Annotated in this window: 21 protein-coding genes and 1 pseudogene; 5 read left to right on the forward strand and 17 right to left on the reverse strand. The window is 64.4% G+C overall.

Translation table 11 applies throughout. From position 1 onward, the window contains the following. Positions 1-141: 141 nt before the first annotated feature. Positions 142-1,701, forward strand: a complete 1,560-nt coding sequence (guaA, locus tag BLW17_RS15940; RefSeq protein WP_036732517.1) for a glutamine-hydrolyzing GMP synthase — start codon at positions 142-144, stop codon at positions 1,699-1,701. Positions 1,702-1,993: 292 nt separating this feature from the next. Beyond that, the gene (locus BLW17_RS15945) at positions 1,994-2,707 is read left to right on the forward strand and encodes a tyrosine-type recombinase/integrase (protein ID WP_231572752.1); all 714 of its coding nucleotides are present in this window, start codon (positions 1,994-1,996) and stop codon (positions 2,705-2,707) included. A gap of 58 nt (positions 2,708-2,765) precedes the next feature. On the opposite strand, the gene BLW17_RS15950 is transcribed toward BLW17_RS15945, so the two are convergent. From BLW17_RS15950 to BLW17_RS15985, 9 genes are all read right to left on the reverse strand, one after another. Continuing rightward, positions 2,766-3,110: a DUF2285 domain-containing protein gene (locus BLW17_RS15950; protein ID WP_244507344.1), complete on the reverse strand. Its 345-nt coding sequence runs from the start codon at positions 3,108-3,110 to the stop codon at positions 2,766-2,768. 24 nt (positions 3,111-3,134) lie between these two features. After that, a complete protein-coding gene (locus tag BLW17_RS15955; RefSeq protein WP_036732519.1) occupies positions 3,135-3,377 on the reverse strand; it encodes a helix-turn-helix domain-containing protein in 243 nt (80 codons plus the stop codon). Between the two features lie 183 nt (positions 3,378-3,560). Then, positions 3,561-3,887: a DUF736 domain-containing protein gene (locus BLW17_RS15960; protein ID WP_036732527.1), complete on the reverse strand. Its 327-nt coding sequence runs from the start codon at positions 3,885-3,887 to the stop codon at positions 3,561-3,563. 562 nt (positions 3,888-4,449) lie between these two features. After that, entirely contained in the window at positions 4,450-4,893 is a 444-nt protein-coding gene (locus BLW17_RS15965; RefSeq protein WP_036732530.1) for a hypothetical protein, read from the reverse strand. Positions 4,894-5,030: 137 nt separating this feature from the next. Beyond that, on the reverse strand, positions 5,031-5,198 hold the full coding sequence (locus tag BLW17_RS18220) for a hypothetical protein (protein ID WP_170835621.1): 168 nt from the start codon (positions 5,196-5,198) through the stop codon (positions 5,031-5,033). Positions 5,199-5,424: 226 nt separating this feature from the next. Next, positions 5,425-6,003: a hypothetical protein gene (locus BLW17_RS15970; protein WP_036732533.1), complete on the reverse strand. Its 579-nt coding sequence runs from the start codon at positions 6,001-6,003 to the stop codon at positions 5,425-5,427. 84 nt (positions 6,004-6,087) lie between these two features. Continuing rightward, a complete protein-coding gene (locus BLW17_RS15975) occupies positions 6,088-7,011 on the reverse strand; it encodes a DUF2493 domain-containing protein (protein WP_036732535.1) in 924 nt (307 codons plus the stop codon). 309 nt (positions 7,012-7,320) lie between these two features. Beyond that, the gene (locus BLW17_RS15980) at positions 7,321-8,358 is read right to left on the reverse strand and encodes a DUF7146 domain-containing protein (protein WP_036732537.1); all 1,038 of its coding nucleotides are present in this window, start codon (positions 8,356-8,358) and stop codon (positions 7,321-7,323) included. Further along, complete coding sequence (locus BLW17_RS15985; RefSeq protein WP_036732539.1) at positions 8,358-12,671, reverse strand: strawberry notch-like NTP hydrolase domain-containing protein; 4,314 nt, start codon at positions 12,669-12,671, stop codon at positions 8,358-8,360. Before BLW17_RS15985 ends, BLW17_RS15980 begins: the two co-directional genes overlap by 1 nt. A gap of 324 nt (positions 12,672-12,995) precedes the next feature. Between BLW17_RS15985 and BLW17_RS15990 the strand changes: the two genes are divergently transcribed. Further along, positions 12,996-13,337, forward strand: a complete 342-nt coding sequence (locus BLW17_RS15990) for a hypothetical protein (protein ID WP_036732541.1) — start codon at positions 12,996-12,998, stop codon at positions 13,335-13,337. A gap of 38 nt (positions 13,338-13,375) precedes the next feature. Here BLW17_RS15990 and BLW17_RS15995 read toward each other — a convergent pair whose 3' ends face one another. The 5 genes and pseudogenes from BLW17_RS15995 to BLW17_RS18995 form a co-directional block, all read right to left on the reverse strand. Continuing rightward, on the reverse strand, positions 13,376-15,514 hold the full coding sequence (locus BLW17_RS15995; RefSeq protein WP_036732543.1) for a ParB/RepB/Spo0J family partition protein: 2,139 nt from the start codon (positions 15,512-15,514) through the stop codon (positions 13,376-13,378). Between the two features lie 119 nt (positions 15,515-15,633). Continuing rightward, positions 15,634-16,542, reverse strand: a complete 909-nt coding sequence (locus BLW17_RS16000) for an addiction module antidote protein (protein WP_036732545.1) — start codon at positions 16,540-16,542, stop codon at positions 15,634-15,636. Then, on the reverse strand, positions 16,539-17,018 hold the full coding sequence (locus BLW17_RS16005) for a ComF family protein (RefSeq protein WP_197055265.1): 480 nt from the start codon (positions 17,016-17,018) through the stop codon (positions 16,539-16,541). The genes BLW17_RS16000 and BLW17_RS16005 overlap by 4 nt, the downstream gene beginning before the upstream one ends. A 195-nt stretch (positions 17,019-17,213) precedes the next feature. Then, positions 17,214-17,603, reverse strand: coding sequence for a zincin-like metallopeptidase domain-containing protein (locus BLW17_RS18990; RefSeq protein WP_425287091.1), 390 nt, complete (start codon positions 17,601-17,603; stop codon positions 17,214-17,216). Positions 17,604-17,805: 202 nt separating this feature from the next. Continuing rightward, positions 17,806-18,156 (reverse strand): annotated as a pseudogene (locus BLW17_RS18995) (ArdC-like ssDNA-binding domain-containing protein); the annotation flags it as partial. Positions 18,157-18,473: 317 nt separating this feature from the next. Between BLW17_RS18995 and BLW17_RS16015 the strand changes: the two are divergent. Both BLW17_RS16015 and BLW17_RS16020 read left to right on the forward strand, forming a co-directional pair. Beyond that, positions 18,474-19,850, forward strand: a complete 1,377-nt coding sequence (locus BLW17_RS16015; protein WP_197055266.1) for a HEPN/Toprim-associated domain-containing protein — start codon at positions 18,474-18,476, stop codon at positions 19,848-19,850. Continuing rightward, positions 19,850-20,923: a S1 family peptidase gene (locus BLW17_RS16020; protein ID WP_036732548.1), complete on the forward strand. Its 1,074-nt coding sequence runs from the start codon at positions 19,850-19,852 to the stop codon at positions 20,921-20,923. The genes BLW17_RS16015 and BLW17_RS16020 overlap by 1 nt, the downstream gene beginning before the upstream one ends. 14 nt (positions 20,924-20,937) lie before the next feature. Here the strand turns inward: BLW17_RS16020 and BLW17_RS16025 are convergent, their stop codons facing one another. The 3 genes from BLW17_RS16025 to BLW17_RS16035 are packed head-to-tail and all read right to left on the reverse strand — an operon-like array spanning position 20,938 to position 23,575. Then, the gene (locus BLW17_RS16025) at positions 20,938-22,113 is read right to left on the reverse strand and encodes an ATP-binding domain-containing protein (RefSeq protein ID WP_036732549.1); all 1,176 of its coding nucleotides are present in this window, start codon (positions 22,111-22,113) and stop codon (positions 20,938-20,940) included. Next, entirely contained in the window at positions 22,113-22,403 is a 291-nt protein-coding gene (locus tag BLW17_RS17955) for a UvrD-helicase domain-containing protein (protein ID WP_074827024.1), read from the reverse strand. Before BLW17_RS17955 ends, BLW17_RS16025 begins: the two co-directional genes overlap by 1 nt. Beyond that, complete coding sequence (locus BLW17_RS16035; RefSeq protein ID WP_052176319.1) at positions 22,400-23,575, reverse strand: ATP-dependent nuclease; 1,176 nt, start codon at positions 23,573-23,575, stop codon at positions 22,400-22,402. The genes BLW17_RS17955 and BLW17_RS16035 overlap by 4 nt, the downstream gene beginning before the upstream one ends. Between the last annotated feature and the right edge of the window lie 663 nt (positions 23,576-24,238).

A 24,238-nucleotide genomic window follows, 5' to 3' on the forward strand; every position in this document is an offset into this window, starting at 1 on the left:
GATCTTCACCCGCCCCGTGCCAGCCTGCACGGATGCTGTGGCTTCTGACCCTTCTGCTGATTCCCTGCGCCTGCGCGGCGGCATGGCGCGCGCACCAGCCAGCCCCTTGCCCGGCGCGGATGCGCGGCGTAACAGCGGCCCATGACCCAGCACCAGCGCCTTCTCATCATCGACTTCGGCAGCCAAGTGACGCAGCTGATCGCGCGCCGCCTGCGCGAACTGAACGTCTATTGCGAGATCCACCCGTACCAGAGCCTCGACGACGCGGCCCTGCGGGCGCTCGCGCCCCAGGCCGTGATCCTGTCGGGCGGGCCAGACAGCGTGACCCGCCCCGGCAGCCCCCGCGCCCCGCAGGCGGTGTTCGAGATGGGGGTGCCGGTGTTCGGCATCTGCTACGGCCAGCAGGTGATGATGGCGCAGCTCGGCGGCTCGGTCGAGGCCGGCCACCACGCCGAATACGGCCGTGCCTTCGTGACCCCGGCACCGGGCCACTCGGGCGACGGGATCTTCGCCGGGCTGTTCGCCGCCGGGCGCGAGGAGGTGTGGATGAGCCACGGCGACCGCGTCACCGCGCTCGCCCCCGGCTTCGAGGTGATCGGCACCTCGCCCAACGCCCCCTTCGCCATGATCGCGGACCCGGCCCGCAGCTTCTACGCCGTTCAATTCCACCCCGAGGTGCACCACACCCCGAACGGCCGGGTCATGCTGGAAAACTTCGTGCGCATGGCGGGGTTCACCGGCGACTGGACGATGGCCGGCTACCGCGACGAGGCGATCCGCCGCATCCGCGAGCAGGTCGGCGGCGGCAAGGTGATCTGCGGACTCTCGGGCGGGGTCGACAGCTCGGTCGCGGCGGTGCTGATCCACGAGGCGATCGGGGACCAGCTCACCTGCGTCTTCGTCGACCACGGCCTGTTGCGCCAGGGCGAGGCCGAGGAGGTCGTGGCGATGTTCCGCGACGCCTACAACATCCCGCTCGTCCACGCCGACGAATCCGAGCTGTTCCTGGGCGCGCTCGAGGGCGTCAGCGACCCCGAGGTGAAGCGCAAGACCATCGGGCGGCTCTTCATCGACGTGTTCCAGAAGCACGCGGCCGAGGTGGGCGGGGCCGAATACCTCGCGCAAGGGACGCTCTACCCCGACGTGATCGAGAGCGTCAGCTTCACCGGCGGCCCCTCGGTCACGATCAAGTCGCACCACAACGTCGGCGGCCTGCCCGAGAAGATGGGCCTGAAGCTGGTCGAGCCGCTGCGCGAGCTCTTCAAGGACGAGGTCCGCGCGCTCGGCCGCGAACTCGGCCTGCCGGAGAAGTTCATCGGCCGCCACCCGTTCCCCGGCCCCGGCCTCGCCATCCGCTGCCCGGGCGAGATCACCCGCGAGAAGCTCGAGATCCTGCGCCAGGCCGACGCGGTATTCATCGACCAGATCCGGCGGCACGGGCTCTACGACGAGATCTGGCAGGCGTTCGTCGCGATCCTGCCGGTCCGCACCGTGGGGGTGATGGGCGACGGGCGCACCTACGACTTTGCCTGCGCGCTGCGCGCGGTGACCTCGGTCGATGGGATGACGGCGGACTATTATCCCTTCTCTCACGCCTTTCTCGGCGAGACCGCGACGCGGATCATCAACGAGGTCAAGGGGATCAACCGGGTGACCTACGACATCACGTCGAAGCCGCCCGGCACGATCGAGTGGGAATGATTTTTGCCTATCCGGGCATATCCAAAACCACGCCAGAGCACGATCTAACTCACTGATAAGAAATAATATTCCTGTCTTCATCTATCGATGCCTATCGGTGGACAGAGATCGCGGCTGTCGGCCCGGTTGACGGGCCTTGGCCACATTGATCGCGACGAAATTTGAAAGTACCGTCAAGGGAGATGAGGCTCCTGACGGTACTTTTTTCACGCTAAGCTGCTGACAATACACAGACTTTTCCGACGAGAGCCGCCCAAAACCGCGTGACGGTACTTTTTGGAGGTGGCGTACCATGTTGACGGACGCAGCGATCAAGTCGCTGAAACCCAAAGAAAAAATGTATAAGGTGACGGACCGCGACGGCATGTATGTGCGCGTCGCGCCATCAGGCGCTCTGTCGTTCAGGCTGGATTATCGGCTCAATGGGCGACGGGAGACGGTCTACCTGGGCAAATACGGACGAGATGGAATCTCGCTGGCGAGGGCCCGAGAGCTGTGCCTAGACGCGCGGCGAGCGATCAGCGAGGGCCGGTCGCCGGCAATTGAGAAGCAGCGGGAGAAGCGTCGTATCAAGGAGGCGAAGAGCTTCGGCGAGTTCGGCGAAAAGTGGCTGGTGAACGCGCCGATGGCTGACAGCACCAGAGCGATGCGCCGTTCCATCTTTGAAAGAGAGCTGTTGCCGGTTTGGCGCAACCGCCTGCTGACGGAGATCACTCCGGACGACCTACGCGCCCAATGCGGAAAGATTGTCGAGCGCGGCTCGCCGGCGACGGCGATCCATGTCCGGGACATCCTGAAGCAGATCTACGGGTTCGCGATCTTGCATGGCGAGAAGGTGGCTAATCCGGCCGATGACGTCGGCCCGGCATCGATTGCGACGTTCACACCGAAGGATCGCGCTCTATCGCCTGCCGAAATTCGAGTGATGGTGAAGGAGCTGGAAAAGGTCGCCACGTCGCGCAACGCGAGTTGTGCTGCGATACGATTCCCGGTTGCGGTTATCTGAGGAAGAACGGAGTGACCGGCACGTGATGCAGGTTACGCATCACTCAATGCAGCCGGTCCTAGAGAAGTGCGCAGAAGCCGCTTGTCGTCATCCACTTCGCACGATCGAGATGGGTGCTGTAGACGCGAAATGCGCGGTCGATGTCTTTGGAGTGGTCGAGGTCGAACAATGACGCGACGATTTCGCGCCAATCAGCGCCCTGCCGATCAGCGTCAAGCAGGCGAATGTATAGCTTCAAATGCGCTTTATCGTACGCGGTCAGCGCGGTTCCTAATGGCGGCTGGTCGAGAAAATCGTGCTTTGTCACAGCGTCCCCCGAGCGGGAGATGTATCCGTTGTGGAGGAAATTGTTAACGTGCCTTTTACCTTCCGGCTTCGCGACGAGCCAGACGAATGCGAGCACACGATGCAGGGACGAGACTGGTTATCAGGCTTCGGCCTTTCCATGAACCAACAGCACTCCCACACTCTGGTCGGAGTGCATGAAGACGATCCCTGCTCGTTCGAAGGCGCGCCTGACTTCGCCGCGTGTGCTCTCATAAACCTCGAGACCGCTTGCGGATTCGAGGCGCTTCAGCGCGGTCAGTGATACTCGGGCCTTGTCAGCGAGCGTCTCCTGCGTCCAACCCAGCAACGCGCGTGCGGCCCGCGATTGTCGGGCGGTGATCATGCATGATCACCTCCCACTCGGACCTACGCGCACGCCAGAACTACGACTATAATAGTCGCTTCATGTGGGCGGGGCTACCAATTTGTCGCTGGCTGGCTGCGCCGGCTGCGATTTTCGCGCCGACTGATTCGGTCGCCTTGAACTTCGAAGGCCCCGTCCATCGGACGGGGCCTTGCGCGGGCCTCAGTCGCTGCGCCGCCCGTTCGGACGGGACCAGATCAGCGAGAAGGTGTCGGCGTCCTCGTCGTCGAAGAGGTTGGCGTAGATCGGGGCGTTGAAGCTGGGGTCATCGAGCTTCAGGCCCATATAGTCGCGGCCCTCGTTGGAGCGCTTGGACCAGGCGGCGCCGATCTCCGCGCGGCCGACTAGGACCCGTTGGCTGGGGGCGTTCTCGCCGGTGGCGCGCTGGTCGGGGACGATGCGCACGTTCTTGGCCTGGACGCTGAGGGTGACGATTTCGCCGCTGAACTCGTTCGAGCCGCTATTCTTGAAGGTGCCGATGGTCGCCATTGTAAGTCTCCGTTTTACGTTCCCGAGCCCGCACCATTGCGGCCTCGATGGCGATCGGCAGGCCGGAGGCGATCGACGGCGCACCCCGCAGGGGCTTGACAGCTAAGGAGGGCTTTCTTGTTTCGCGAGGAATGGCGGCGCAGCCGGCAGGGGAAGAAAGTTTGACGCGGCTGTTGCGTCATAGGCGATCGAGGCGAAGCCGGCCTTCGGCCAGATCAGGCCATTGAAGAGGCCGTATGGAGCGGTCGAGGCACGGGGAGGTAACGGAGAAGATGGCGGCCATCGCGCAACGGCAAACCGGCCGCACGGCGGCTCACCGGCTTCCTCTCCTCCCGCCAAGCTGACGCTGCTGCATCTTGGCTTCCCGCCGCCGCGATGGAGATCGCCGCGTCCGATGTCCGGTGCTCGCCAAGGCACGGCGCAGCTCCCACAGCGCTCCAGAGAAGACCGCCTTTCCGGACTAGCGTCGATCCGTGCCCATACGCCGCCCACCGCTCGACATGAGACGACGGAAAGACCACCACAACGACTGGCCTGATCCTCCTAACGGCGACGACGAAGATCAGGCCCGCGCGAGATCCCGGTCGGACGGGGCCGGAGCCGCCGCCATTCCAGCGACCCGCACGAACGCGGTAATGCCGACCGCGACCGCGCCGATGACGGAGAACGCGATTTGCCAAGTGTCGGACGGCATGAGGTGCTTCACGATGCCATGGGTGGCATGGAAGCCGGCGATTGCCGCCGGGACGACGAAGGCAGCGGCGACGATCACCTTGAGCCACATCGGCCGGACGAAGGTGAGCAGCAGATGACCGGCCGCCAGGGTCATGGCGGCCGCGATAGCGCCGACAAAGACCGCGCCGGCAATTCCGGCCCCCATGCCGTGGGCCCAAGCCCCTGCGGTCACGCCGACGAACGCCGGCAGCGCGAAGATAGCCAGCGTGAACAGCAGCCAGCAGAACAGGCCGATGGCAGTGAGGGATGCGAGTATTGCGAGGATGATCATGGTGGTGGCGTCCGTGAAAAGTCTGACTGTCGCGCCTCCACCACCACCACGGCGCGCTTGAACTATAGCCGAAAATCGGCTGCGTCGGGAGCGGAAATCGCGTGGGATTTCCGCCAGGCGACGCCAGTTCGCACCTGTTATGGGGCCAACGGATCGATCTCGTGGACGATCGCGGCCATATCGCCGTCATACTCGCTGGCGGGGGTCACCGAGAGGCTGCCGTCGCCGGCCTGAAAGATGATGATGGCGGCCATCAGGGTGGTGGCGAGACTGAAGGCGAAGGCGTGGGCGTCGTTAAGAGACATCGATCCGGCTCCTGTTTAAGCGGAGGACCATCCCCCGCTGACAGGCGCCCGAAGTGTCGGGCTGAGCGCTGCAATCACCGCGCAGGCGCAGCCGGAGCGGCGGCATGCTCGCATAGCCGACCCTTTACGGGTTGATGGCGTCAGGCGATCAGTCTGACCAAGGATCAGCGCAGATAAGCGGGGGTGGTTTTCGCGTCAGGAGCCCCGGTGATGCCGGGATCAGGCGTTAGTCGAGCTCGATCGTTTTGCCGCGGTCCTTTTCGAGGCGGTTCAGATATTTATTCAGGCTGACGGTTACGAAGTGCTCAGTGTGAACGACAGCTTCCAGGAAGTCGGCGATCTCGTTGACAGGGACTGCCATCGTCCACAGGTGCCGGATGACAAGACGTTCGGCCTCCTCCTTCACCGCGAGCGTGAGGCGAACGATGTCCGACGCGTCGGTGTGTGCGGCTATTGAGTTCCGCAGACCAATGAGACGTTCGTGGATCTGCTTCCCGTCGTCAGATCCCTCGTAGACCTTCTTCGCATCAAGCATCGGAACTCCCGATCCTGACGATGCAAAGCAGCGGCAGTAGGCCATGATACCGGCGACGAAAAACGCCTGCTGGCGGAGCGAGTTTTCCATTTCGCCGAGCTCGACCGGGTGATCGCGCACCCACTCGAAGTTGGTGCGCGCGTTGACGAGGTGCATCAGCATATGTGTCCACGACGAAAGACGCTCAAATCCGGGAGCATCGAGCGTGAACCCTTCGGCGACGATTTGCGCCATATGCGTTTCGTAGTCTTCGTCCGTGATTGTGCTCATTGCATTCCCGCCGTTCGTCCAGTGGGTAAGTAGACACGGCGTTGGCTGCGTTCCAGGGTTCCGCCATTTTGGTAGAGGCAGCGCTCACGCGCCGCCGAACTTCCAGACCGGAATGCCGAGCTTCTTGGCCTTGTCGGCGAGGTTGTCGTTGATCCCCGTGCCCGGGAAGTGCATCACGCCCTTCGGCACGATCTCGAGCATCTGGTCGTTGCGCTTGAATGGTGCGGCTCGGCCGTGTTTCGTCCAGTCGGGCGCGAAGCCAATCTGTGGCACCTTGCGGTTGGTCGCCCAGAGGGAGGCAATCTCCTCGGCGCCCTTCGGCGATTTGCCATGCACGAGGACCATGTCGGGGTGCTTCTCATGCACCTGGTCGAGCTTGGCCCAGACGAGTCGGTGATCGTTGAAGTCGAGCCCGCCGGTGACGACGATCTTGGGGCCGGGAGGCAGGAGGATTTCCTGTTCGGCCCGCTTCTTCGCCATCAGGAAGTCGCGGCTGTCGATCATCGCGGAGGTGAGGTTGCGATGGTTGACCTTCGATCCGCTGCGCGGGAGCCACGGCTTGCCGATCTGGCGCTCGTAGTGTTCGGCTGCCTGGTCGCGCATCAGCTCGAAGGCGTTCTGGCGCTCGATCAGGGTCATGCCCTCGGCGATCAGGCGCTCCAGTTCGACGGACTTCACCTCGCTGCCGTCCTGTTCGCGCTGCGCCCGCTTCTGGGCCTGCTCGTTGTCGTCCAGTTCCGGGGCGATCCGGTCGGTGGCGCGGTGGAAGACGCAGACGGTCGACCAAAGGAGATCGTCGAGGTCGGGTTCGAGGCGGGTGTCCTCCAGGGTGCCGATGAGGGCGTCGAAGATATCGGCGACGGCCCCCGCGACCTGGTTGCCGTCGGGTAGCAGACGCTGGTCGGGCTCGTCGGCGAAGGGGCGGTAGCCGTGAAGCTGGAGTTCGTTCAGGACATGGTCGGTGGGTGAGGATTCGTGGTGCGGTTCGTACTCGTCGTGATCGCGCATGGGATGCTCCGTCGGTTGGACCGCGACCGTCGCGGCCTTCATGGCGACGAAAGCCAGCGGGCGGGGCGGCCCTGCACCCGGAGCGGAGCGCAGGGCCGAGCGTCAGCGGAGGATGGCGAAGGCCGGCGATTTTGCTTCGCGATGGAAAGGCGCGGTACGCGCCGCCGGAAAATCGTCGGCCGCAGCCATTGTCGGGCCGGCCCGTTTGCTGGCCGATCGCCCTCTCGAAGGCCGAGGCGCGGTCCCCCTCCGATGGATTGACGCATCCGCCGAGCACGGCGGCGAACCGCAGGCTCATTCTCCTACCAGCTATGCCGCCAACGCCATGAAGCGGGCGACGTCCTGCGGCGCGACCTGCAACCGGGCTTCCATGCGCAGTGCATCCAGGCCGAGCGTGCGCAGATCCTCGTTGAAGTCGTCCAGCTCCGGCGAGATGACGATCGGCTCGATGCCGGCCGCGTTCGCCCGTTCGATCAGGGTGTCGCGGGCCCCGTCACCGGCCGGATCCTTGTCGCGGACGATGTAGAGCCGGCGCAACGTGTCGGGAAACAGGATGGCGGCGAGATGTGCCGCTGAAAGGGCCGCTAGCATTGGCATGTCGGGAAGAACCTGTCGGAGCGACAGAACGGTCTCGATGCCTTCGCCTGCCGCCATCACCTCGCCACCGATGCCGAAGCGGACCGCATGCCCGAGAAGATCGCCCATTGCTCGCCTTGGCGTGTCGATCGGCGCCTTGTCGCGGCGCCGGGGATCGAGCCAGGTGCGATGCGCCCCGGTGATCTTGCCGTCGAGGTCGGTGACGGCCGCGATCATCGCCGGCCAGGTCTCGGTCGGCGAATGCTCGTCGGGTCGATAATAGCAGCGCGGGTGGAAGTGCAGGCTTCCGGTTCCGCGTAAATCCGTAATGCCGCGTTCCCGTAAATACGCCTGTACGAGCGTGCCGTAGATCGGCTGCGACATGCGAACCAGGCGGCGCGCCGCCTCCGGAGACCCATGCGGCGCCGGGCTGCGCCGCTGGTGGTCACGGGGTTCAGGCTCGGGCGGCGGCAAAGAGAGGAAGGTCCGGGCCTCCTCAGCGACGTCCTTGAAGTCGATGAGACCGCAGCTCTCCTGGATGACGTCGAGGAGATCGCCATGCTCGCCGGTTGCTGCATCGGTCCATTTGCCGGCGGGACCCTTGGGCGTGTCCTTGAGGCGGACGTACATCGAGCGCCCCGGTGTGTTGCGCACATCGCCCACCAGCCAGTAGCCTCCCTCGCGTCTGCCATTGGAGAGATAATGCCGGCATACCGCCTCGGCCTGCCGGCCGAGACGGTGCGCGAGATCGGACGCGTCCTGACGTGCCATCACGCGGCCTCCCGTTCTGAGATACGCGCCACGGGGAAGGTGTCGAGCAGCTTGGCCAGGATGGCGGGCCCGGCAGCGTCGACCGGCACGAAGAAACGGAGCTTCCACGAGATGATCTCGCTGAACAGGCCATAGGCCCGCAACCGGTCCCGCATCGCCTCGGTGAAGCCGGTCAACTCCAGTCGCTGGGCGCTCATGACGCGCGCGCGGCGAAGCTGAAGGCCGTCGGCGAGATCGAGGATCGTCGTTCCTTCCATCAGCGCGGTGAAGGCTTGTTCCGGCGTCAGCGACGTGGCGCCCATTGTGACGGCATCCGCCGCCCAGGCCGGCGAAACGCGGCGGCCGATGATGCGCTCGCCTGCATCGGTCTGGAGTCGGTAGACGCGGGTCGACTCGTTGGGCAGGCGCTTCCAGATCGGTAGCAGCAGTCCCGCGACGATATGGATCGTGCTGTCGGAAAACTCCGGCACATCGTTCAGCTCCGCCCACCATGCGGCGGCAAAGGCGCCTCGATCGGCTTCCTCCCAATGGCTTTCGTCCATCATGCGCAGCGGCGCGTAATGTTGCTCCATCGGCCGGATCAGGCAGACACGCCGTTCGATGTCGCCGTCGTCGAGCATCATCGACGGTGCGGTAACCTGCACGGCGGCGCGACCGGAGCGGCCGTTGACCAGCAGTCGCGCGCGTGGATCGGAAAGTTGGTCGAGCGCGTCGGCGAGGCTCGTCGGCCGATTGCGCTCCCGGCGGGTGATGGTGAGCAGCCGCGTTTCGGCACTGGTGCCCGGATGGGTGTGGATCACCTGGGCGTCGGTGACGATAAAGCTCTCGGCCTGCAGCGTCTCGAGTCCGATGTCATAGACGCCGCTGCGGATCGCGCCCTCGACCTTGGCGGTCAGGAGCTGCTCAAACGCCGTAAAGAGCACGCCCTGCAAGTCGATGGTGAGCGCCAGCAGACGATTCAGGAAGGTGGTGATCGGCGGCAACTCATCCTTGATGCCGTTATCGTCCATGAGCTTGAGACCGGTGGCGGACTCGAAGCGGTCGAGCGAGCAACCTTCCACCTTGCCCCGCACGAGCAGCAGGTAGAGGTGGCGAAGCGCGTCGAGCGCGTAGGGGCTTTCCAGATTGTCCTCGGGCCGGAACAAGCCTTGGCCGCCCGTCTGGCGCTGGCCGCGCGTGATGGCGCCGAGCGTGTCGAGCCGGCGCGCGATCGACGAGAGGAAGCGCTTTTCGGCCTTCACATCGCTGGCGATCGGCCGGAAGAGCGGCGGCTGCGCCTGGTTGGTGCGGTTGGTGCGGCCGAGCCCCTGGATCGCCGCGTCGGCCTTCCACCCCGGCTCCAGAAGATAGTGGATGCGCAGGCGCTGGTTCCGGGCGGCGAGATCGGCGTGATAGCTGCGCCCCGTGCCGCCGGCATCCGAGAAGACGAGGATGCGCTTCTGGTCGTCCATGAAGGCGGCCGCCTCGGCGAGATTGGCGGACGCCGCCCGGTTCTCGACGGCAAGGCGCTCGCCCTTGCGCACCACGCGCCGCGAGCGGCCGGTGACCTCGGCGACGACATCGGTGCCGAAGCGCTGGACGATCTGATCAAGGGCGCCGGGCACAGGCTCAAGCGATGCGAGCCGCTCGATCAGCTCATCGCGGCGGGCGAAGGCCTCCCGGCTCTCTACGGGCTGGCCGTCCCGGTAGACCGGCCGCGACGATAGATTGCCCTCGCTGTCGGAGAACGGCTCGTAAAGCTGCACCGGGAAGGAATGGGCGAGGTAGTCGAGGACGTATTCGCGCGGCGTGATGTCGATCCGGATGTCGTTCCATTCCTCGGGCGGGATCTCGGCCAGGCGCCGCTCCATCAGCGCTTCGCCGGTCGAAACGATCTGGATAACAGCGCTGTGCCCGTCGGCCAGGTCCTGCTCGATCGAGCGGATCAGCGTCGGGGTCTTCATGCTGGTCAGGAGATGGCCGAAGAAGCGCTGTTTGGCGCTCTCGAAGGCCGAACGCGCGGCCGACTTGGCCTGCCGGTTCAGCGTGCCGCTGTCGCCGGTGATGTTGGCGGCCTGCATCGCCGCGTCGAGATGGTTGTGAATGATGGCGAAGGCGTCGGCATAGGCATCATAGATGCGCGTCTGCTCGGGCGTGAGCTGATGTTCGACCAGCTCATATTCCACGCCGTCATAGGAGAGAGACCGGGCCGTGTAGAGGCCGAGCGCGCGCAGGTCACGGGCGAGCACCTCCATGGCCGCGACGCCGCCATTCTCAACGGCTTCGACGAACTCGGCGCGATTGGCGAAGGGAAAATCGTCTCCGCCCCACAGGCCGAGCCGCTGGGCGTAGGCGAGATTATGGACGGTGGTCGCGACGGTCGCCGAGACGTAGACGACGCGGGCGTTCGGCAGCGCGTGCTGGAGCCGGAGCCCCGCACGGCCTTGCTGCGACGGGGCGACGTCGCCGCGCTCTCCCTTGCCGCCGCCGGCGTTCTGCATCGCGTGGGACTCGTCGAAAATGATCACTCCGTCGAAATCGGAGCCCAACCATTCGACGATCTGCTTGACCCGCGAAAGCTTCTCCCCACGGTCGTCGGACCGTAGCGTGGCGTAGGTGGTGAATAGGACGCCTTCGTTCAGCCGGATTGGCGTACCCTGCGGGAAGCGCGGCAGCGGCGTGACCAGCAAGCGTTCCATGCCGAGCGCCGACCAATCGCGCTGGGCGTCCTCCAGCAGCTTGTCCGACTTCGAGATCCAGCGTGCCTTGCGGCGGCCCTGAAGCCAGTTGTCGAGGATGATGCCGGCCGATTGGCGGCCTTTGCCGGCGCCGGTGCCGTCGCCAAACATGAAGCCACGGCGGAAGCGGATGGCGTTCGGCGCATCGTTCGGCGCCGCGGTGACGAGATCGCCGGTCTCGTCCACGGTCCAGGCGCCGGCGAGATATTCGTCATGGGCCTCGCCGGCATAGATAACCGTCTCAAGCTGGGCGTCGGAGAGCACGCCCTCGGTTACGATCACGGCCGGAAGTGTCGGGCGATAGTTCGGCTTGGGCGGCGCGACCGATGCCATAGCGGCCGATTGCACCAATTTGGTGGGATGGGGCTGCGCGCCCGGGATGCGGATCGATTGGAGCACATAGGCCTCGTAGATCGAGTCCGAGCGGCGGCCCTCTTCGGGCGGCGTCCACTCGACAGTCTCATAGTCGAGCGGCACGCCTTCGATCTCAGCCGTGCGTCTGGCGGGCGTGCTGGCTGCGGCCCGGGTGAGATAGCCGCGAACGGTGCGTGGCGCCGCGTCAGACGCGACCTTGGGCAATGTGACGGCCATGCGTGGAGGCACGTCCCGTTCGATCCAGGCGAGCAGCGTCGACACATCGGACGCGATGCCGGGAGATGCGGGGAAGCGCGCAGCATCCTCGGCGGGCGCCTTGTCAATGACGGTCAGGCGCGTCTCGATGGTGGTGCCGTGTTTGGCATAGACCGAGCCGGCGACCGCCGCGGTGAACACAACGCGGCCGCGCTCCTGCAGCCGGATGAAGTTGTCCCGCCAGGCCGGCAGCTCAGGCGAGAAATTCGCGCCGGTGATCGCGACCAGTCGACCGCCCGGCGCGAGCCGCGCCAGCGCCGAGGCGATGTGGCGATAGGCGGCGTCGGCGACCCGTCCGGAGACGTTCGCTATGACCGAGAACGGCGGCTTCATGATGACGACGCTGGGAATAGCGGCGCGATCTAGGTGATCGTCGATCTGGGCGGCATCGAAGCGCCTGACGGCAATGGCCGGAAAGAGGCGGCCAAGAAGATCGGCGCGGATCTCGGCCAGCTCGTTCAGGATGAGACCGGAACCGGCGACCTCCGCGAGGACCGCGAGCAGGCCCGTGCCGACCGAGGGCTCCAGCACCCGGTCGGCGGGCGTGAGCGATGCGGCGGTCAACGTCGCCAGGCCGAGCGGGATCGGCGTCGAGAACTGTTGGAGGGCTTGGGCTTCCTCGGAGCGGCGCGTGTGGGTCGGCAGCAGGCCTGCGATCTTGGTCAGCGCGGCGAGCCGTGCAGCCGGCGAAGCGGCTTTGCGGAAAAGCGGCTTTCCGTATTTGCGCAGGAACAGGACGGTCGCGGCCTCGCAAGCGTCGTAGGCCGTCTTCCAGTCCCAGACGCCGCTGGCGTCGGACTCGCCGAAGGCCTGTTCCATGGCCGAGCGTAGGAGCGCGCCATCGACGAGTCGGCCCTGTTCGAGATGAGGGAGGATATGACGGGCAGCGGCGAGTATGGCGGCGGCAGGAGGCGTGTTGACGGCGGGCAGCAGCGATGCGGCCGCTCGAAGCGAAGCATTGATCATGAGGGATACCTTCGGGAGAGCGGGGAGACAGGGTGAGCCCGCCCGCCGCTCTCTCTCCGACCGGACGGGCTCAAACCCGTCCCGGCCGCCCTCTCACTCTGCCGTCAGCCTTGAAACGAAACGCCGCCGACCTATGTCGAAGGTGTCAGGGTCGCCACGCTCGGTGTGGCAAGAACCGCTCGCGGCGATAGCCGCGATAGCTGAACTGCCTGGTGAACGGGCCGCCGCTGACCTGCTTCCGCGTGGTGCGCGGGCGGGTCTCGGCTGTGCGGTTCACCGATTCCCGTCAAAATTGAACCGCTTCACAAGATGAAGGAGGTTCTGATGGGTCAGATCCTGAAATTTCCGACCAAGAAAATTGTGCCCGTCGTCGCGCGCAGTGGCCGAAATCACAGCATCAGCGTCGAGGTCCTGGACGAACGCCGCCCACGGCGCACGCGCTGGACGGTGCAATTCGAGATCCAGGAGGTGGCGGGATATGGCGCCTCCCTGAAGGGATTCACCGGTGCTGCTGTCGCCCAAGGCTATCGGCACCGTTTCAAGGTGACGAGCACGGCTGCGGTGCGTCAGTTCGTGGCGGAAACGTCCGGCCTTGTGGCGGCCGGAAGGGTCGCGGTCTGGGTCGACGGCGTGCGGGTGCGGCCGCTCATCGCTGGCGTGGCATAAAAAAGCCGGGGCGGTTCGCACCGCCCCGGCGACTGTCGCTATTCGGCGGCAATCATCATCGCCGGGTCCTCCTCGGGGTCGGTCGGCTCGGCGTCATCCTCGCCGTCGCCAGCGAGGAACCGCGGCAGGTCGACTTCCGCGTCGGGCTCCGCCGGCGCAGGCTTGGCAGGAGGGGTATCGTCGGCCACGAGGCGCAGCGGTTCCGGCAACCAGCCGCTGTCGGCCAGCAGGCGCTCAGCCTCCTTGGCCATATCGCCCTTCTTCAGGCGGTCGATTAGCTGCACGGCCTGCTCGCCAGCGACCTCGCGGACGGCTTGGAGGATGCGCGCCTTGGTGACGCGGCCGAGATAGTTGGCTGACGTTGCTCGCCAGCCGGCGTCGACCATGTCGAGACCCACCACCCGGGCAAGGCGGTCGGCCTGGGCGAGGCGGAGGTCGAGGTTGTGCTGGGAGAGGCCCGCGCCGCCGTAGCGGTCGACTTTCTCGACCAGTGCGTTGACGCCATAGCTGACGCAATGCGCCAGGAGCGCCATGCGACTGGTGTCGTCGAGGCCGGCGATCCAGTCCCACAGCGCGGCGTCTTCGGCAGGCACAACAACTTTCCAGCCTTCATGGCGCTCAGCGACCGACCTCGCGCACGGGCTGTCCTTGAGGTCGTCGGGCTGGGCAGGAAAGAAGACGTGACGGACGGAGGCTTCGAGGCATCCGCCGCTCGCCGAGGTCCGCAGGAAGATGTCGGTGACGAGCTTGTGGAGTAGCGCCGTCATAGCGACGTGCGGATTGCCGGCGACCGCGTCGCGCAGCGCTAGCGTGCGGTGAGCAGTCAACTCGGTCACGAGGCGCTCGGGGAGCGGCTTGATGGCGTCGTCGTCCTCTTCGGGCTCGGACGGCTCGCCGCCGATGGTTACGACGGCACGCTGGACCGCTCGCGGTTCAGTTGCGCCATCCTCGCCGCCCGCCTCGACGGAGTGACCCTCCGGCGCCAGAGGCACCTCGTCTTCCGGTCGAACATAACCGCGGTCGATGTCAAGCGTGCCGTTCGCGTCGATGCTGATGAACACACCGGCGCGCAGGACCTCGGCTGTATCGAAGAGGACCGGGCGGTTGTCGAAGGTCGCGAGTGCCGTCTCGAGCTCGCCGAGCCGCTGCTCGATCTCGTCGGGCAACTCGTCGGCCTCCTCGTACTCGGCCTCGAGCCTATCGTATTCCGCCTTCAGCGCTTCGATCGCCGCCTGCTCATCGGCCGTCAGGTCGGCCGGAATGCCGACCAGCTCGCGCAGGCCGTTCGTGGCGCCGTAGGGGAAGCTGATGCCGACCGCGACCCATTTCCAGCCTTCGCGGGCGATCTCCTCGGCGACGACCTTGAGCTTGTCGGTCACGAGCTGCTCGAGCAGCGCCGGATCCTGCAGCCAGCCGCCGTCATCGTCCTGAAAGAGGTCGCGCATGGTTGCGCCGCCGGCCGCCTCGTAGGTGTCGAGACCGACGAAGACGGCGCGCTTGTCGCTCGCGCGGACCGTCTGCTCGGTCAGCATGCGCCGGATCTGATACGGCTCCTTGGACCAGGCGTTCTTGATTGATTCCCAGACCTGCTCCTTGCGAGCGTGGTCGCTGGAAACGGTGAAGGCCATGAGCTGTTCGAGCGTCATCTCCTCCGCCTCGTAGACCTCGAGCAGCGCCGGCCAGACGGTGAGCAGGCGGAGACGCTGCTTGACAACCTGAACCTGGACGAGGAAGGCCGCGGCGATCTCCTCCTCGGACATGCCCTTCGACAACATCGCCGCGAAGGCGCGGAACTGCTCGAGCGGCGTCAGCGGCAGGCGATCGATGTTCTCGGCGAGCGAGACTTCCTCGGCGAGGATCGCGCTCTTGGCATCGCCGACGACGCATGGGACCGGCGCGGTCCTCGCGAGGCGCTTCTGCTTCACGAGAAGCTCGAGCGCGCGATAGCGCCGGCCACCGGCTGGAACGTCGAACATGCCGGTTTCGGCGCCGTCGGCATCGAGCACGGGCCGGACGTGGGGGCTCTGGATGAGCCCGCGCCGGGCGATCGAGGCCGCGAGGTCCTCGATTGAGATGCCGTCCTCACGGGTCCGGACGTTGGTCTGGGACAGAATGAGCTTGTTGAAAGGGATGTCGCGCGAGGACGACAGGGTGATCTTCTGAACGACAATAGCCATCGGGATTTACTCCGCGACGGGCGGCCGGGAGACTCTCTCTCGACCTTCAACCCGTCACGGGAATTCCCGTCACTCCTCTAACTCTCGCGGGCGGGCGCCCGACCCGGGAGCCAGGCGCTTCAACCGTGGGAAGCGACCGGCTCGCGCTCCGACTGCTCAGGCTTCACCTCAAGTCGCAGGCCGATCGAGGAGAGGACCTTCAGCACAGTAGTGAACTCCGGGTTCCCCTTGGGATCGAGCGATCGGTAGAGGCTCTCGCGAGCGAGGCCGGTTTCGCGCGCAACCTGGCTCATGCCGCGATCGCGCGCGATCTGGCCGAGGGTTTCCTTGATCGCGGTCTCATCCGACCGGGCGAGCGCCTCGTTGAGTGCTTTAACGACTTCTTCGAGCACGGGAGCCTGTAGTTCCGGCGTGACGTCGGCTTCGCCGGTGACCTTGTCCGACATTTGACCCGACGGTGCTGTCTCCATCGCCGGCAGAAAGGTCGGCTGATCGCTGGTCTCGACCAATCGCCATTCGTCCGGCGTCGCGCGCTCCTTCACATCACGGCGTAGTTCGTCGCTGCAATGCGCGATGAAGTTCCTCCACGCGTCGACCGACTTGATGTTAACGACGTCCTTGTCTGGGACGTTGAACAGCACCGCGATCTTTCCGGCGATGGCGAGGCGCAGCACGTTGAGGACGGTGCCGGGACTCTTGCCGTCCCAGATCATCAGTCCGAAATCCGCCTCGCGCGCCATCTCGCGGTCCTTGGCAGCGTAGAACTGAAAGCCTTTCGCGTTCTTGGGCGCGTCGACATGGTGAGTGAGCCAGGGGCCAAGGTTGTTGCGCGGAGTCGCGCCCGAGCAGAACACGGTGACCTTGTCATAGTGGATGTCGTGGAAGTGCTTCTGCACGGCTTTGTCGGCGCCATTCGCGTCTCCGACGATGACGCGGTGGCCGCTCGCGACGACATTGTCGAGCCGCTTCTTCACCTCGGAGGGAAGCCGGGAAACGTGCCGCGAGCCGCCTATGAAGATCGTGTTCAATGGTTGCTCCGTGTCTTGGTGATGGTGAGGGCACGGACGACGGCAGCCTGTCCCGGGCCGAGCAATTGATCCGTGATGGCGTTCATTGTGGTCCCCGACCGAAAGAGATCGTCGAAGAGAAGGATACTGCAGCCGCGTGTCTGCGTCGCGTCGACCTGATAGAGGCCGTCGACCTGTTTCTTCCGCTCGTCGGGATCGGTCACGTTCTTGAGCTGCGTGGTCGGCCGGGTCGTCGTGATGCACGACAGCACCGGGACGCCAAGCGCAGCGCCGATCCCTTCGGCGAGGACGATGACCGGCTGCAGGGCGCGCTGATGGGACGGCGGGACCGGAACGATGCTGTCGAACTTGTCCCGATGGGCGGCGAGGAAGCTGGCCGCGGTCTCGATGATCGGCCCGGCGGCATCCTTGTCGCCCCGGTTCTTGAGCCGATAGAGAAGCTCGGCAATTTCCGGCCGCACGGTGTCGAACTGCATATGGCCAAATTCATTGTATCCGATCGGCGTGCTGCTTGTCGTGTGGAGGTCGAGGGAGATCCCCGACTGCCAACGCCCCGCAATCTGTATCGGACTGATTTTGACTATAGCCATTCGTGCTCCCGAACCTCCCCTGACTGTAACCTATGGGCTACAGATGGGCAAGGTCGGGACACGATTCAAGACTGTGGAAATTTAGGCCGCCCGCGCCAGAGAGCCGGCGACGGTATTAAGGTCGGGGAGGAATCGGAGCAACCAATCGGCCGCCTTGCCGGCCTGGCTGGCGGTCCGGACGATCGCTCGGTTGTCCTCACGCAGGAGTCCGAGCCATGAGCCGATGTAGTCCGCGTGCCGCACCGTCGGCACGATGCCGATCGATGCGCAGCAGAAGGCGGCATTGATCGCGGCCACCAGCTCCTCGAACGCGTAATTCTTGGTGCCGAACGAGCCCGAGAGATCGCGGCCGAGACGGGAGGGGTGACCGGTCGCGTGGCCGAGCTCGTGCAGCGCCGTGCGGTGCCAGTTGATCGGCTCGAAATAGGCCCTGGGGCGGCGGGACCTGCACGAAGTCGGGACCCGGCGCATAGAAGGCGCGGTCGCCGCCGATGCGAAAGTCGATTGCGGTCGCCTTGATGAGCGCTTCGACGCGAGGTTCGATCAGGCCGGGCGTCGGCGGCGGGACTGGCGGCGCGAGGTCGTCGGGAAGACCGTCGTATTGCGCCGTGTTGAAGACCGTGAAGCGCTTCAGGAAGGGGATGGCCTGCGCGTCCTCGCCGGTCTCGCGGGCCCGCCGCTTCTCGTCGTCCGGCACGAAGCGGTCGGCGTACACGACGGTGGTGCCGCGCTCGCCCTTGCGCACGTTGCCGCCGAGCGACAGCGCCTGGCGAAAAGTGAGCCAGCTCTGGCCCGGATGGCCGTGCTCGATGACTGCGCCCCAGAGGATGAGGACGTTGATCCCGGAATAGCCCCGGCCGGTGCAGGCATTCCGCGGCATAGCGAGTGGCGCCTTCGCCGCCGCCGTGCCCCAGGGCTGGACCCATGGGAGCCGGCCCGCCTCGAGCTCGCCGATGATCTTGTTGGTGATGTCGTTGTAGAGGCTCGCCCGATCGTGGGCGGCCTGGCCCTGTTGCCTCGTCATCGCGGATCTCCGAGACGGGCGCCGGAAGCCTCTCTCCCAGCCCTCAACCCGTCACGGCAAACCCGTCAGCACTCTCACTCTCGGCGGGGCGTTGCGGGGCAGCCGGCCCCGCAGAAGGGGTCGGCCGAGACCGCAGGCTCGGACGCAGGGGAAGGCTTTCCCCGCAAATCCGGAGAGCCGTAAATCCGTAGGCCAGGATTTCAGAGCGCGAGCCGGCGCTGGGCATTAGGCGTGCGATCTTGAGCTGGACCCGGCCGTGCCGACTCGGGAGTCGTTCAAGCCCTTGCGGTCAGGACCGCTCAAGGTCGATAGGTAGAATGAACATGCGACAAGACGGCGTCGACGAACGCCTCAGTATGGTTGGGGGAGAGTTGGGCACGGAAATTACGCTCGATGTGGCCGGCGTATCGGTCACGTACAGCAAGAATCACCGCGGCATCGATCATGGATCGATTTTTCAGGAAAAGGATCGAAATGCGATCAAGAGCGACCAGCTCGACTACGACTGGTACGAGGAGGAGGGCGAGGACCCCACCCCCTCCGAGATGGCGTTCACGCGACCGCTCAAACACGTCGTTCCCCGCCTCGAACTCCTTGGCTTCGATCTGGAGCGCGTGCGCCGTGAATATGACGCCGTCGCCCAAAACTGGCGGGAGGAGAGGCAGTCTCTCCAGGACGATGAAGACGAGCCTATTCCTGACCTGATGAATTTTGCGGAGTTCCGCGCATTCGCCACCGCGCATCCGCTCGGCAGTCTCGACGACACCTTTATCTCGGGCACGGACGATGCGAGCGAAGCGAAGATGCGAGGTCGGTTCGAGGGGATGCGGTTCGAGCGCATCCCCACCTACCGATCCTATGATATCCAAGCCTACTCGGAGCGAAGCTTCTTCGGCGCGTTGGTCGATATCCTTCACCCGTATTCAGTCCTTCGGCTCTTGGCGGAGGCAAAGGCGAACGAGGAGGCCCCCGTCGTCTGGCAGTATGGACCGCTAGTGCAGGCCGGTTGGGCGACGGAGCGGGAGTTCGTACCTCATGCCCGGCGGACCGAGACGTTCCTGATCGCGACCGAGGGCAGCTCGGACGTCCATATCTTGAAGCGCGCACTAGAGCTGTTGCGGCCAGAGATCGAGGATTTCTTCCGCTTCATTGACGTGAGCGAGAGTCATCCATTCTCGGGCACGGGCAACTTGCTGAAGTTCGCGGAAGGGCTCGCAAAAATAGACGTGCAGAATCAAGTCGTCTTCGTGTTCGACAATGACGCCGAGGGGCTCGATGCGCATCAGCGTCTGTCGACACTCACCCTGCCTGTGAACATGCGCGGGATCATGTTACCCGAGCTCGAGGAGTTCCGCTCGTTTCCAGCTCAAGGTCCCGAGGGGCTCCACAACTCAGACATCAACCGGCGCGCGGCCGCGATCGAGTGCTATCTCGATCTCGACCTCGGTGGTTATCCGCCGGCGAAGGTACTCTGGACCGGCTACAAGAAGAGCCTCGACACCTATCAAGGGGCGTTGGAATTTAAGGAGTCTTATAGCAAGGAATTCTTGAAACAGACGGCAGAGACTTTGGTCGAAGGAGCGTATGACGCTCGCAAGATCGAGGCTGTCCTCAATCTACTTGTCGCGGAATGTACAGCCATCGCGGTCGATCAATGGGACGCGACCGAGGTTGAGTTGAGAGGTGCCTTCTGATGGCTGAAAAGAGCGCCTTCCATGAGACCTATGTGCGCGCGGCGGGAGCTGTGGCGTTCGTAGCCATCGTCGACGCTAAGGGGGACGAAGGCATCGGCTCGGCGTTCCATATCGGCGATGGGATCTTCATCACGGCCCGGCACGTGATCGATGGGGTGACCATCAAGGAGATAGCCACCACCAAGTCGGCGCACCTCACCGAAGAGGCTGGCGGCAAGGCGGCTCCTCCGCGTCGGCTGGAGATTGTCGATGGGCCCTATTTTGGTCCGGATGGCCTCGACGTCGCGGTCTTTCGGGTCGACCTTGGCGGCACGTCATTGCCGGCGATCACCGTCAGCCAGCACACGGACTACTCGCTCGGGGAGAATGACCTGGTCCTTTCGGATATTCTCGTCGTCGGGTATCCCCCGATCCCGTTCACCATTGTACCCAGTCAGGTCGTCACCTTGGGACAGATCAACGCTGTGGTGCGTGTGCGTCATTCTCCCGTCCTGCACTTCATCGCTTCAGCCACGGCTCGCGGCGGATTCAGTGGTGGTGTGGCGCTTGATCAGTCTGGCGTCGCGCTGGCGCTCGTGACCGAGAGCCTAGGCCAGGGCGATATGCCGGTGGAGACCGGCTATATGAGCCTGCTGTCGATTGAGCCGGCAGTGGATCTCGCGGCTGAAAAGTTTGGGTTCGGCATCCATGTCGGCTTTCCTGGCCGTTACACCGACACGCTGTTCGCGGCGAAGTTCTCGGACCCGTCCAGCCGGTCGCTCAGTTCTTTCATCTATGACGCGAGCCTCTACGTGTACGACGACGACCGCGATGTCTTCGTCGAAATCAACTGCACTGACGAGGCGCTGCTGGCCAAGGCGGTCGCGACGTTCGGCGCGATCACGCCTCTGACTCGTCACGAGGTCGTAGATGGGTCCGTCCTCTATGCGCCAAAGGAGAACCCGTCCGCAGAGCTGTTGCTCCAGGGGGGAGAGGCGGTCGCCGCGCTCTTCGAGAGGTCCGGTTACAAGAGGATGGCCTTGGAACGCAGCCAATGGCAGCTCAAGCCTAAGCGCTCGCCAAGGCAGGAATGACCGTAACGGGCGCGTCACTCCGGATCGAAGAGCGGTGTAACATCGGCCGGGCGGACGATGCGGACCGCATGCCGCGCTTTGGTGATCCCGACCCGCAGCACACGGCGGCTTTTCTCGTATCTTGGCGCTTCGTCTTCCTTCAGGAGCGCGCCTCCGCGATATCCCTCCACGATGACGACGGCATCGAATTCCTTCCCTTTTGATTTGTGGATGGTCATCAGGATGCATCCGCGAGGAGGGCGATCAGCACCAACAAGGCGTTGCTGATCGAGGATGGCGGTGACGCGCTCGGTCGCGCCGGTATATGTCGCGGTTCGCGCCCAGAGTTCGCTCAATGCCATCGCGATCGGATCGCCGGCTTTCGAGAGGCGGACCATTCCGGCTTGAACCGCGATATCTCGGAGGTCGTCATGGCCGGTGCAATGTTGGCGGGCCAGGCGCCAATCGCTGATGGGATCGCCGGTGCATACGCCCTGATATTGCGCGAGATGATTTGGTCCAGATGCGCGGATCGGCTTGTCCCTGCGTAGCAAGTCGATAGCGGCCGTCATCCTGACGGCGCGGTCGCCGGCCGTCTTGGCTCCGAGGGCATTCTGCTGTTCGCACCAATCCTTCTTCAGGAGCCAAAAATCGGCTGCACGCCGTAGCGCTGCTGTCCGGGATGCGACCGAATAGGCAGAGGTCTGCTCCAGCAACGCGGCCGTAACGAGAGCCGCGGCTGATGATTGCTCGCCGTCCCAGACGATATCGTGATTGATGGGGGAGAGCGCGTTCTTGCCAAAATTATGAGAGGTCAAGAGCAGCTCGGAGATGTCTGCGACGAGATCGTTGCTCGTTGCCAAGACCGCCACGCAAGGCTGTGCCACGCCGCGCCGGGCAAAGTCAGCGAACGCCTGACCGATATGAAAGTGGACGGTGGAATTGAACATATTCTGGAACCGCTTGTAGGTGGTGACGATGACGTCTTTTGATCGCCCCGGCGCTTTTGCCGTCACCACCGCGTTCGCGAAGCGAAGCACGTCCGAAGTTGGGCTACGAAAATTATCCGTCTCCAGATCGGCCTCCAGCAACTTGACGCCGCGGCGCAGGATGTCGAGGCGATCGGCGCGGACGCCCTTACGGAAATCGTAGATCCGCTGCTCGGGGTCAGCGAGGAAGACGCTCTTGGTCGCTACGGCAAGCGCCCTCACTAGGCGCCATTGATCATCAGTTCCCAGCAGAATGAGTGGTAGGTCCTGACCTCGATCCTGGAAAGCTCGTCCCGGCCCAGGACGGTCTTGCAGCGCGTGATAATCTGCTGCACGGCGGCGCGAGAAACGCTCAGGAAAAGTGCCGTTTGACCGGGCTTCATCCCCGACATTCCGGCCTGGGCCTTCAAGATCGCAAGAGTGGTCTTTCCTGCTCCCGGCCCACCCAATACGAGAACGTGTCCTGGCTCTTCGAGCACCGATTTTCGCTGGTCGTTCAGGACGAAGGTCATCCGGGCTTGCCCTCGTCGTCGTCGCCATCCAGCGGCGGAAGTTTCAAAAGCGCGTTCACGCGCTGCAGAAATTCGGTGATCGTTTTGGGAAGCTCGGCCAGCGATTGGCAGCACTCGATCAGAGGGGCCGCGTAGCCATCCCCTTTGCGATCGGCGAGCACGTCGTAGCAGAGCTTTCTAACCTCATCCTCAACGGTGCCGGCCGTCAACTTGCGATGGTGTTGGGGATAGTCGGGCCAGTCAGCGACCGCCGCCAGAAACCGCCTTTGCGCGTCGATCGCAACCTCAGCAACCGGCAGCGCCTCGATCCCCTTGTAGGTCGTCTGGCAGTTCTCCGAATACAGCGCGAGATTGTCCTTCTGCTCCGAAGTCCACTCCTTTTTCCGCAGATCGTGGAAGGCGAAGAATGCCTTCCGCAGGCTTCTAAAAACGGGCCCCCATTTGAGGATTTCACCGTGGGCTCCCGCATCGAAAACGGAAATGCCCGTCAGATCGAATGGGTCATATGCGTTTTCCGGGCTGTGAGCTTCCAGCGCGCGCGATGTCGCGATCAGCGTCGCAACTTCGGTCGCACCTTCGGCAACGATGATGCCGCGCGCGAGGATTGCTTCCGCAAGCTGCAGCTTGCGCTGGCGAACCGCCTTAAACTTGATCCCCTCCGTGGGAATCGCGGTGCTTGAGAGACGATGTCTCTCATCGCGGTCGATTGCGAGAATCTGAGTGACCTCGAATTCGTCGATGACGTGTGGCGAGTTCGAGGTGACGATCGCCTGGCCCATCTTCTTGAGAAGGTAACGGGTGAGCCGACGCTGCGAGTGCGGGGGCAGTGCGATCTCCGGCTCTTCCATTGCGAAGATGACGGAGTCATTTCCGCGAAGGTCGGCGATATGCGTCAGCAGCGCGAAGACCAGCGTGTTGATCGAGCCGGTGCCCAATCTGTGGAAGGGAACCGCATATTCGCTCCCCTTGGACCGCACGAAGAACTGAATGACCTCCCTGAGGTTCTCGCGCGTGAGATCCGATGCGAAAAACGCCGTCGCATCCTCCTCATCGGCTATCCCAATGAAGCGTTGCATCCGCTTCCGGACTTGCTCGCGGATCACTTTGAGCTGCGGGATGGCGCCCACCGGCGGGTCGAACGCCCTTAGGCGTTTGACAGTATCCTCCCACATCGATTAGCGGCCCTTGTCGCCGAGCCGAAGGATCGTATCGAGCAGCGAGCCTCGCTCGAGACTGAGGGCTCTACGGCCGGTGCGCAGTGTTCTCAGGTAGATGAAGCCGCATGCCTGCTTCCAATCGCGACCGAACGATTCCAGCCCATTGCCCGGCGTGGGATCGTCGGGTTCGTCGGGGCTTTCCTTGGCGGGATGAGAGGTGGTCTTCGCCGCTCGGGATGCGGGGGTTCGCACCGCGCGGTTGGCCTCATCTCAAGGGTCAGGCGCCGGCCCCCCCGGGCATCGAGACGATAACCACCCCGAGCGACTCTATCCGCAAAGTGTTCGTCTTGGGCGGCGAGGTGATCTGCTATGGTTGCAAACGCTAGTCGCTGACTGTCCTGCGACCTGCCATCCATCGGATTCGATGACACTCCGAACAGTAAACTACAGCAATCCTCCCGATGTGCGCACCCTGCTTGATGCAAGGCCGCATCGCCCACTGCCGGAGTTACGGCGGCTGGCGCGCTGAGCGCGGTGCGTGTTGGGGAAAGCGGCCGTTCGAGACCCGGCCCGCGCGGACACATCTGCGCCCACCCCCTGACTGCCGAACGCCCGTTCATTGACTGCCCCGTCTTAATAGCTTCTCTGCCCGACAGATGGAGTCTTAGCCGAATGGCG

It is taken from the genome of Paracoccus sanguinis (assembly GCF_900106665.1).
Taxonomy (GTDB): domain Bacteria; phylum Pseudomonadota; class Alphaproteobacteria; order Rhodobacterales; family Rhodobacteraceae; genus Paracoccus; species Paracoccus panacisoli.